This is a genomic window from Bacillus sp. 05T31 (assembly GCF_056396725.1).
Map to the genome: position 1 here is coordinate 1 of NZ_JBFTMA010000978.1, position 1,191 is coordinate 1,191.

3 protein-coding genes are annotated in these 1,191 nt (G+C 31.8%); 2 read left to right on the forward strand and 1 reads right to left on the reverse strand.

Features of this window, described 5'->3' with window-relative positions; translation table 11 throughout:
- The coding region (locus AC1DJR_RS30470) for a hypothetical protein (protein ID WP_477004309.1) at positions 1-87 on the reverse strand (87 nt) is incomplete at its 3' end.
- Positions 88-100: 13 nt separating this feature from the next.
- Between AC1DJR_RS30470 and AC1DJR_RS30475 the strand changes: the two genes are divergently transcribed.
- Both AC1DJR_RS30475 and AC1DJR_RS30480 read left to right on the forward strand, forming a co-directional pair.
- Positions 101-304: a hypothetical protein gene (locus tag AC1DJR_RS30475; protein ID WP_477004310.1), complete on the forward strand. Its 204-nt coding sequence runs from the start codon at positions 101-103 to the stop codon at positions 302-304.
- Positions 305-322: 18 nt separating this feature from the next.
- The coding region (locus AC1DJR_RS30480) for a DEAD/DEAH box helicase family protein (RefSeq protein WP_477004308.1) at positions 323-1,191 on the forward strand (869 nt) is incomplete at its 3' end.

Genomic DNA, 1,191 nt, shown 5'->3' on the forward strand with positions numbered 1-1,191 from the left:
TCTTGTTTGTTCAGAGTTCCAATGAGGGTTAATTAAATACAAACGACTATTGTCTATATAACTGACTTGATAACCATTTAAATTAATTCTTTCAAGTTATATAGACAATAGTCGTTTGTATTTAATTAACCCTCATTGGAACTCTGAACAAACAAGAGAACTTTTGAATTTGATTGGAACTAATAAATTGGTTGTTCAAACAATTGTCTTATATGGATATTCATTTGGTTTGGAAAGTATAAGAGAATTGGAGCTTGGCTTGAAGCAATTGAATAGTAAAATAAATTTAGTTAAGAGATATTAGGGAGGTAGTGAATATAAAATGAAAATATTATTAGAAGAACTACCTCATCAAGAAGATAGCTTAAAAGCTATTCTGGAAAATTTTACGGGAATAGATAATGCTGCTAATGATTCTGATGTGGATTATGTATATTCAAATCCRTTAATTAGTGGCAGATATAATGAAATCTCAAATATCGATGTGAAAATGGAGACTGGTACAGGAAAGACTTATGTTTATACACGATTAATGTACGAAATGCATCAACAGTATGGTATTTTCAAATTTGTGATTGTAGTTCCAAGTCCTGCGATTAAAGAAGGAGCTAAAAATTTCATACAAAGTGATTATGGGAAGCAGCATTTCTCTCAATTTTATGAAAACGTAAGGATCGAATTAAATGTAATTAATGCGGGTGATTTTAAATCTAAATCTGGACGTAAAAATTTCCCGGCGCAATTACTTAATTTTGTTGAAGGAAGTCGACAAAATTCTAATACTATTGAAGTATTATTAATTAATGCTGATATGTTACGTTCAAAAAGTATGAGCAATAATGATTATGATCAGACATTAATTGGGGGAACGACAAGCCCGATAGAGGCTATACAAGATACACGCCCAGTAGTCATTATTGATGAACCGCATCGTTTCCCAAGAGATAAGGCTAATTATCAATCGATTGAAGCTATTAAACCCCAAGTGATTATCCGTTTTGGAGCAACATTTCCAGAGGTTACTACGGGCAGAGGGGGAAATAAAATCACAAAGAAAGATTACTATCGAAAAACCCCACAATTTGATTTGAATGCAATTGAGAGCTTTAATAATGGTTTGGTAAAAGGGATTGATATTTATTATCCAAACCTAACAGAAGAACAAGCAAAAAATCGTTATGTAGTAGATAG